The sequence below is a fragment of the Williamwhitmania taraxaci genome (assembly GCF_900096565.1).
In the GTDB taxonomy this organism is placed as follows: domain Bacteria; phylum Bacteroidota; class Bacteroidia; order Bacteroidales; family Williamwhitmaniaceae; genus Williamwhitmania; species Williamwhitmania taraxaci.
Window position 1 is genome coordinate 19,657 of the sequence record NZ_FMYP01000055.1, and the last position, 8,856, is coordinate 28,512.

Below are 8,856 nucleotides of genomic sequence, written 5' to 3' on the forward strand. Positions count from 1 at the left end.
AGATCTTAGAATTCGATTGGCGTTTCGTTGTTTTCTATTTTGGGGTTTCGTTTTTCATTTTTTCGATGAGTACTGCTCCTTTTGCGATTTTTTAGTCGTTTTCTTCGTAGTAGTATGAGTAGTCAATACCTTTCATAAACATTTCTCGGTCATTTATTTCGGAGGTGAGTGCATTATTCAATAGAGTTTTCAGAACACTAATTTTTGTTGGACTTAGCATCATTCCGTTCATGTAATCTCGCTTGCTTATTTTACTCCAATCCACGTTTTTTTTGATGCGTTTTTTTAGCATCAAATCCAACCATATTCGGGCACTTCTGCCGTTGCCTTCCATGAAAGGGTGTGCGATGTTCATTTCTACATATTTGTCTACAATGTCGTCAAATGTAGTTTCGGGCATTGCTTCTATTTGCTTTAATGTGTCGCCTAAAAAGTGGGATACGGCAAATTGAAAACCTCCCTTTGAAATATTTTTTTGTCTGATTTGCCCCGCAAAATCATACAATCCACCAAACAAATAAGCGTGTATTTGTTGCAAGCCTTTGGTTGTGCCAACTTCTATGCTGTTGATGAAAGAACTTTCAAACAAAGCATAAGCTTTTGTTTTGCTTTTTCCGTCTATACTTTCATCGTTGTATGTAAACCATTCTATAAATTGGTTTGCCTTTTTGCCAGGAAATTCTTTGCCCAATGCAATAATCCCTTTGTAATCAAGCATATCGGCTAAACGCTTTTTGCCGTCTGGTGCATGAAATTTCAACTGGGTAGTAGCACTAACCACTTGACTGTTTTCTTTCTTCAACTTGGCTTTAAGATATTTCCAATAGTTGCGGGTTTTGGTGTAGTCGTCTTGGTCGGTAAGCACAGCTACAATATCCAACACACTAAACCACCACTTGGAGTTTTGCTCGTCCCAAACGGCTCGCACTTCGCGGTCGTCAAAAAAGCGTATGGATATTTTTGCATTACTCATAATTTTATGCCATCTATTCTGACTTTCTGCAATTATCTGTGCAAATTTATGATAATTTTAGTCTTGTAGTTGCTGTCTGCGGTGACAGGTTACAATGAACGCCAACGTTGGCGGTATGAAACGTGCCGATGTAGAACGTTTCAAATTATATACGGCTAATCACGGCGTGTGTGTGCCTTGAATGGTAAATATAATAAAAGTTCTTTAAACGGAAGCGTTTGGGAACAAGTCCAGAGGGTGAAAGTCCCTTGTGTGCGGAGTCGTGTCCGAACGGTGCAGCCCTCACGACCACGCTCCATTTTGCAGGTTAGGTCCCTGAAAAATGGGAAAGTGCGCTCATACCAGCGCACTTTTCTAGAAACATTAGGGTGTAGTAAGCATCATCGGTCGTTTTTCGGCAAATGTATATATCGAAATTTATCTCTTAAAATATTTGGTCAAGTCTTATAATTCGATTAGCTGTAGTTATTTAACGTCCTATAATCATGTTAAAATAATCCTTAAAATAATTCAAATCGTTTTCGAGATATTTTTTCTCCTTATCAAAGATGCCAATTAACTGATAGATTTGTTCATTATTATCAACTAAGAATAGAATACCTTGTTGCATATCGTTATCGCTTTTTTCTATTGCAAAATCTATTGATTTAATTGTGTCTATTGTGAATAATTTTTCAGTTCCTTCGATTATTATTTTTAGTGTTCCTTTTGAAATTATTTTTACATCTCGATTATTTTTCTTTTTTTTATTAATTAAAGAAAGACCATATCCCCCATACCCCAAAGGAATCCCAATAAATAATAGAGTCAGAATGCTAATCCTCGGTATAATGCCAAAAACTGTTAATAACAATAAGATTGCCCCAAGTGATAAAGGTAAAACAACTAGTGTTACCCACTGTGAAATTCCAATATCTGCACCTCCTAATTGAATAGACCCATCATCCGATATTTGGAACGTTAATTTGTGTCTATTAAGTTTCATTTTTAGTGAGTATAAATTCAAATTCTCCATTTTAATTTAATTTAGTTGTGTAAATCTCTGTCGTGGTGTAGGCCTGTAACTCTTTTATAATTAACTGAACATTGACAATAATCATTGGTGATTCATATGTTTTCATGTTGTCTGAATCATGTGTTTTTTTGAAGCCTAATGTTTCTAATTCTTCAGGAAAATCCCAATATTCACTTCCCATTGAATAGAAAATTAGTTTGTCGGATTCGTCTATGCTAATTGCTGTTGTTTTGCCTTTCAGATAAAATGTTGAATCGGAGTTGAATTTCCACTCGTAGGCAATTTTCTTTAACATTGTAAGACTTGCAGAATCATTCAAATCAAGTAATTTAAATAAATCGCTAATTGTTAAATCGCGTTCTTCTGAACCATAGTAATTCTTAATAGCTGATTTATTTGTTAGTAACTCAATTATTTTTGGGTCATTTAAAGAATATATTAATTCTATCTTTTGTCCAGTTTTAAACTTTAAAAATTCATCTTCGTCAACACTTTCATTAACAGTTATTACAACATTTTCTGCTGTTTTAAATTGCACTACGACGCTATAAGCACGTCCTCTTCCTCCCTTAATTGACTTTCCTTCTAAAATTGTCCCAGCAACCTTTACTCCATTATTTCGTATTTCGGAACTTTCAGAGACTGAAAAATGCATCCAGAATAGGAAAATCATAAATATCCAAATGATAACAAATAAAAAAATGATACTTGTTCTTAACTTATTTATATTTTGTCTCGAACAATTATTGAAATTGTAAATTAGTTGAAATAGAAAAAAGGTAAATACACTACTCGCCAATACGGATATTAGCATAGGTGTTTTATTATAAATACTTAAAGGTATAAAAGTAAAGAATACTCCAAAAGTCAGAATTATAAGTATTAACCACAAAAATCTTTTTTTTGAATTGTTCTCCTTAAAGACTTCTTGTTTTTCAACCTCAGAAAAAGAATATTTTTTATTATGTTCCATAATCGTGCACTAATATCTCATAATTTCAGACTACGGTCATATATATCTGCTGTCGCCATTTCAGTGCTTTATTTTTGTCAAAGTTACTGATTAGTTTTCGAAAAGACAAGACGTCTAAGTGAAAGACAAGCAGAATATTGTAGTCGTAATGTTTGTGTGCCTTGAATGGTAAATATAGTAAAAGTTCTTTAAACGGAAGCGTTTTTGGAACAAGTCCAGAGGGTGAAAGTCCCTTGTGCGCGGAGTCGTGTCCGGATGGCAAAGCCTTTTGGTGTGTGTAGTTTTTACTCTATTAAGGAATTAATAATACCTTACTTGAACTTTCTCCATTTTCTAAAAATTCATGAGCTTTTTTTCCTTCTGCAAGTTTAAATTGAACGGGGTCTTTTATTTTTATTGCACCTGATTTTATTAAAACAAACAGTTCATTCGCTCTGCGTTTTCTTTCACTTTCATTTGTTAAGTAAGACCATAAATCCCCTCCTGTAAGCGTTTTACTTGTGTCCATTAGCATTCTTGGGTCGACTGCTTTTGGGTCTCCTCCACTCATGCCATAAAATACTACGTGTCCACGTTCTTTGGTAACTTCAAAACTATCCATCAATGTTGATCCCACACTATCAAACACAACATCAACACCTTTTTGATTTGTTATTTGCATTATTTTAGATTTCCAACTGTTATTTAACTCGATTGCATAATCTGCTTTACAATCTAAAATTGTATTCAGTTTATCAATATTCCTAGACAATCCTATAACAATTGCTCCTTTTAATTTGCAAAGCTGGATTAAGATTTGCCCAACACCTCCCGATGCTGCATGTATAAGAACAACTTCTCCAAACTTTACAGAATAGCTATCATTTGCCAAATATTGGGCAGTTAGCCCTTGTAAAAGTACTGATGCAGCCAAAGAATATTCAATATCATATGGAATAGGGATTGCATGAGTTTCAGGAATCAAAACAAACTCTGCGTTTGCAAAAGGAACATCTGTATAAGCAACTCTATCTCCAACTTTAAATTTGTCAGACTTAGATTCACTAACAATTCCAGCTCCTTCGTACCCAGCAATAAAAGGTGGTTCTCCCTTTAAATGATAATTACCTTTCCTTCTATAAATATCAGCGAAGTTTAGTCCAATTGCTTTGTTTTCCAAAAGGATTTCATTGGCTTTTATAAGTGGTTTTGGAATTTCTAGATATTCGAGTACATCTGGTGAGCCAAATTTTGAGAATGTCAATGCTTTCATAGTCGTTTCTTTATTTCTTTGTCAAATTACATTTTGTGTGTGCCTCGGATGGTAAATGTAGTAAAAGTTCTTTAAATGGAAGCGTTTTGGGAGCAAGTCCAGAGGGTGAAAGTCCCTTGTGCGCGGAGTCGTGTCCGAACGGCAAAGCCTTTTGGTGTTTCTATGAAAGAAATGGGAGGCTGGGCGGTTGCCCAACGGCGTAGCCCTCACGAATTCCAACAAAAGAAATGATTACAGGATGAGTAACGCCCCATTTTGGGAACCACGATTACCCTTGATCGCTTAGGCAAAAGGGGGTATGAGGCTATGCTTACACATTACGAGAAAATTGCGCCACATCTTAATGAACCGCTGTATACGAGACCCGTAAGTACAGTGGTGTGAGAGGTTCTCCCCGTCGGCTTAGCTGGCGGGGCAGCCTACTCGATTACCCAACGTAATTCTTCCTTTTCATTTCAAATTTAGCAATTCCGCCCGATAAATATACATAATTCCACCACCATGCACTCAGGTTTTTAAAAATCATACCTTTTCGCAGTTTGTATGTTTTATAATGCTTCATTATTCCTAAATACGAGTTCATACTGCTTTGGAAAGCCGATTGTTCTTCTTTTGTGGGTTTATGGTTTCTCGCTATGCGGTTTTGCTTTTCTATGGCGTTGTAAAAGTTTCCTTTGGTACGGTTGGCAATGTATATGCGGTTTGGTAAAATTACAGCACCAATAAATTTCACTCCCTTACTGTAATGTTGCAGGTAAATCTTTTTTGGGTGAATAGTTGCCTGTAAAGTTGAATGCAGAAAGCTGGTAAGTTTTTGCATAAGTTCTTTTAAATACTCTTTGCTCTGGTGTACTATTACAAAATCATCCACATATCTGCCGTAATAGCGAATGCCTAAATCGTGCTTTATATAATGGTTGAATGTATCCATGTAGAAATTGGCAAATACCTGACTGGTGAGGTTGCCTATTGGCAAACCGCAATTGGGCGGACTGTGAAACAGGCTTTTGTTATTGGGCAAATCGTTCCAATTGCTGCGTTTTCCTTTAATGATGCAGTTTTTTGTTGGGTCGTTGAAAATGGTTTTGCAACAAAGCTCTATCAATAAGGGTTTATCGGGTTCGTTATATTTTGTGTTTATAAATTCGGTAAGTTTTTTGAAAAGAATTTGCTTGTTAATGCTCATAAAAAAGCCCTGCAAATCGAGTTTCAAAATGTAACAGTCTTTGGTGTAATTGGCAGAGCATTGGCGTATAAACTTATCTACTCTCTGAATGCCGAAATGTGTGCCTTTGCCCTCTCTGCAACTGTAACTATCGTTGATAAACTGTTTTTCAAACAACGGATTGAGTTTATTTATGATAAGATGATGAACTACTCTATCACGGAAATCGGCTGCAAAAATTTCACGTGTTACAGGCTTATTAACTATAAATGCTATTGACCTACCTACCTGATAGGTTCCGTTGTTTATCTCTTCGCATAGCTTTACTAAATTGCTTTCGTAATCAATCTCAAAAGCAATGGCATTAACGGTATTGCGTTTGTTCGAACGGCAAGAAAAGTAGGCTTCAAATAATTCTTGTAGTGCAATTTTAGGTTGCGGTATGTCGAAAAGTGATAATTGCAAATCAGTTAAAAGTTAATAAAGTTCTTAAAAAAAGAAAACACTGTCAGGTCTTTGCTGACACTGACAGGTTTTCTGAAAAAATGGTTTGTTTAAAATCCCGAACAGCCCGCACATAGTTTGTGTTGTTCTTATTGTTGTTGTTCTGGTTGCCATTGTCGAAGTTCTGGTTCCAAGCGTTGTTGTTATTGTTCTCACTGGAACTCCAATAGTACGCACTAGCAAAACCACCAACCACAAAAAAATAAAGGCGTTCATATAAATACAAGGCATCTCATATTTATTGTAGCATTACTCAAAACAAATTACTTTATATCAAGTAACACTCATTTTAACTGCTCAACGAACAGTCCCTTTATCGCTTTTAAACAAAACCTTGCTCGCTTGTATATGCCTTAACACATACAATTCTGGCATTTACCGATTGGCATTACGCCAACCGGTAATCTGTTTGCCTATGCTATCCATTAACCCTGATAACTCGGCTTGTTTTTTTACGGCTAAAATTTTCATATCAACACATAAGCGTATCTCAAATTTCAGCAATTCAAAATCATCTAAAAATGCCTCAAGATATACAACCTTATCTTGTGCTTTATTTGCCCTGTATATACTCCTTACAAGCTGTATTGCATCACGCTTCATATCTTGCCCAAGTGTATATTTATATTCACGAGGAAACTCCTGTGTATACAAAAACACCTTCTGCACAAGCGTGTATACATCCTTAAAAACCTGCAATTCGTAATATAATGCCATAAATGGAATTTCAAAAAAAAAATCGACCGCTTCGCGGTTAAATAGTTAAATTGATAAATAGTTAAAAAGCCCGAACAGCCCGCACATAGTCTGCGAGGCTCTTACCGCCGTAGCTCTGGCTGCCATTGGCGAAGTACTGGCGCCAAGCGTAGCCGTTACCGTTCTCACTGGAACTCCAATAGGACGCATTAGCAAAACCACCAACCACAACTTTTTGGCTGAACAATAAGTTTAACTCGTAATTGGAAGGTAAATACCAGTCGCCATAATTACCACCCTGATAGTTGGCACATATTTGTGCAGCATAAGCTCCTTCGCCTTGATTAGCTATAATACGCTCTGTATTAAATTTACCTGCACCGATGCCATCTCTCACGGCATTAGTAACAGTAGAAGTTCCATTATACCATTGTATCCCTGTGCTTTGATCGGCAGTGGCAGCTATTAAACCATGCTGCCCTGTGGCATCTAACCAAAATATTATGCCGCCTTGGTAGCTTTGGCCAATAGTAAGAGCTGTTGCTCCTGTTGCATTCACCACATAAGGGCTTACAGTTGTTCCTGCACCTGTTACAGTTACATTTGTTCCTGCGGTTACTTTGGTTTCGGAGCCGTCGGCAGCAGTTGGTATTATTGGTTTGTTTTTGATATAATCATCGGCAGTTGTTGTTGCCTGATTCCAGTCGGCTTGTACATTCACTTCAGCTCCCGTGGCTATGCCTGCAAGTTTTGTTTTTTCAGCAGTGGTGTAATCTTCTGTTGATAAACCTTTGCCTGTTACTTTGTCAACTTTTAAATCCAATGCTGTTTGAGTTGCTGTGCTAATAGGTTTGTTTGCATCGGTAGTGTTATCTACATTAGCAAGTCCAATGTTTGCTTTGGTTAGGGTTATTGCACCAGCTACTTGGGTAACACCATTCACTGAAGTTGTGAGACCTGCTGCTCCGTCAACCCCATTTGTTCCTGCTGCGCCTGTTAAGCCAGTAGCACCTGTTGCTCCAACTGCTCCGTTTGTCCCTGCTGCTCCTGTTGCACCGGTCAAACCTTGAATACCTTGTGGGCCAGTTGGTCCAGGTGTTCCATTAGCCGAAAATAAAGCATACGGCACACTCATTAATTCGTTAGTGCCTGCAATGGTATAAGCTGTGCCGCCTGATGGGTCGGTTTCGGTTTTAATAAAATATGGACCGGTTGCCCAATTGATAGCAGAAAAAGTTCCTGTAACAATTGTTCCTGTTCCAATTTCTAAACTTACCAATCCATTGGCATTGGTGGTTGGGGTTTGGGTTTCTGTATAAACAACCGTTCCTGTTGACGAGCCTTGCAAAATACTTATTTGCATTCCAACATTTGTACTTGTAACAAGAGCATTACTGCTGTTACGAATTACTGCCTGATAGCTCATTTTCTCGGGACTTTGTGCCCATACTGTTGCAGTCATTAAAACTGCTGCCAAAATTGTGAAAATTCTTTTCATTGTTTGTTCCTCCTTAATTTTTAATGATTTTAAACGTTTTTACTTCTTTGTTGCCTTCGGTAACTTTTACAAAATAGGTTGCAGGCACAAGGTTGCTCATAACAATACTTGTTTCGTTGCCTGTAATTTTTTTGTTTTCTAAAAGTTTTCCGGACATGTCGTAAAGCTGATAGCTTAAAGATTGGATGCTGAGCGTAGCCGAAGCATCAACTTTTAAAACAAGATAATCAGTCGTTGGATTTGGATAAGCCGTGCAATTCAGATTAATGCCTTTAGCTTCTTCTAATCCTGTTACCACCGAAATCTCAAATGGTTGTTGCACTCCTTGTGCTACCGTGCCATTTGTTCCTGTGTTGGTGGTGTAAACAACTTGTCCAACGGAATAGCTCGACGAGCCTCCGCTACCCGAGGCATTTCCGCCTGTGGCTGGGATGGTTTCTTGTGCTTGTAGTCCTGTCAGTCCTAAGCCTAACAAGAGTACGGCACTTAATTGTAAACGTTTGTGTCGCATGTGTCCTCCTTTTTTAATTGATTATTAGTACTCATTTTAATTTTCGTTATTCTGTGTCTGTTCATTGTCGCTGTCTCTTTTTTTATTATGGTGGGTAACGGTTGGCGGTATGTTTTTGTTGCCGATTTCGAAGCACTGACCTGTCAAGTTACACAAAGTTTATTAGATGCAGAAACGCTAAAAGCAGCACTAACTCGGCAATAAAATATACCGCGTGTGTGTGCCTTGAATGGTAAATATAGTAAAAGTTCTTTAAACGGAAGCGTTTT

General features: G+C 37.4%; 8 protein-coding genes. All 8 read right to left on the bottom strand.

Going from position 1 to position 8,856, the window contains the following annotated elements:
- Positions 1-91 precede the first annotated feature (91 nt).
- Positions 92-973 (bottom strand): protein adenylyltransferase Fic, encoded by an 882-nt coding sequence (gene fic / locus BLS65_RS13100; protein WP_092439728.1) that lies wholly within the window; start codon positions 971-973, stop codon positions 92-94.
- A 469-nt stretch (positions 974-1,442) separates the two neighbouring features.
- Positions 1,443-1,988: a hypothetical protein gene (locus tag BLS65_RS13105; RefSeq protein ID WP_092439731.1), complete on the bottom strand. Its 546-nt coding sequence runs from the start codon at positions 1,986-1,988 to the stop codon at positions 1,443-1,445.
- Position 1,989: 1 nt separating this feature from the next.
- Complete coding sequence (locus BLS65_RS13110; RefSeq protein ID WP_092439733.1) at positions 1,990-2,961, bottom strand: DUF3592 domain-containing protein; 972 nt, start codon at positions 2,959-2,961, stop codon at positions 1,990-1,992.
- Positions 2,962-3,253: 292 nt separating this feature from the next.
- On the bottom strand, positions 3,254-4,213 hold the full coding sequence (locus BLS65_RS13115) for a quinone oxidoreductase family protein (protein WP_092439735.1): 960 nt from the start codon (positions 4,211-4,213) through the stop codon (positions 3,254-3,256).
- A 427-nt stretch (positions 4,214-4,640) separates the two neighbouring features.
- Entirely contained in the window at positions 4,641-5,843 is a 1,203-nt protein-coding gene (locus tag BLS65_RS13120) for an RNA-directed DNA polymerase (RefSeq protein ID WP_092439737.1), read from the bottom strand.
- 414 nt (positions 5,844-6,257) lie between these two features.
- On the bottom strand, positions 6,258-6,599 hold the full coding sequence (locus BLS65_RS13130; RefSeq protein WP_092439741.1) for a four helix bundle protein: 342 nt from the start codon (positions 6,597-6,599) through the stop codon (positions 6,258-6,260).
- Between the two features lie 61 nt (positions 6,600-6,660).
- A complete protein-coding gene (locus tag BLS65_RS18925; protein WP_092439743.1) occupies positions 6,661-8,076 on the bottom strand; it encodes an Lcl domain-containing protein in 1,416 nt (471 codons plus the stop codon).
- 13 nt (positions 8,077-8,089) lie between these two features.
- Positions 8,090-8,587: a T9SS type A sorting domain-containing protein gene (locus tag BLS65_RS13140; RefSeq protein ID WP_092439745.1), complete on the bottom strand. Its 498-nt coding sequence runs from the start codon at positions 8,585-8,587 to the stop codon at positions 8,090-8,092.
- Between the last annotated feature and the right edge of the window lie 269 nt (positions 8,588-8,856).

Bases quoted from the DNA above. Each gene is read 5' to 3' on its own strand.
- BLS65_RS13110 (WP_092439733.1), bottom strand. From the start codon at position 2,961: ATGGAACATAATAAAAAATATTCTTTTTCTGAGGTTGAAAAACAAGAA.
- BLS65_RS13130 (WP_092439741.1), bottom strand. From the start codon at position 6,599: ATGGCATTATATTACGAATTGCAGGTTTTTAAGGATGTATACACGCTT.
- BLS65_RS18925 (WP_092439743.1), bottom strand. From the start codon at position 8,076: ATGAAAAGAATTTTCACAATTTTGGCAGCAGTTTTAATGACTGCAACA.
- BLS65_RS13105 (WP_092439731.1), bottom strand. From the start codon at position 1,988: ATGGAGAATTTGAATTTATACTCACTAAAAATGAAACTTAATAGACAC.
- BLS65_RS13140 (WP_092439745.1), bottom strand. From the start codon at position 8,587: ATGCGACACAAACGTTTACAATTAAGTGCCGTACTCTTGTTAGGCTTA.
- fic (WP_092439728.1), bottom strand. From the start codon at position 973: ATGAGTAATGCAAAAATATCCATACGCTTTTTTGACGACCGCGAAGTG.
- BLS65_RS13115 (WP_092439735.1), bottom strand. From the start codon at position 4,213: ATGAAAGCATTGACATTCTCAAAATTTGGCTCACCAGATGTACTCGAA.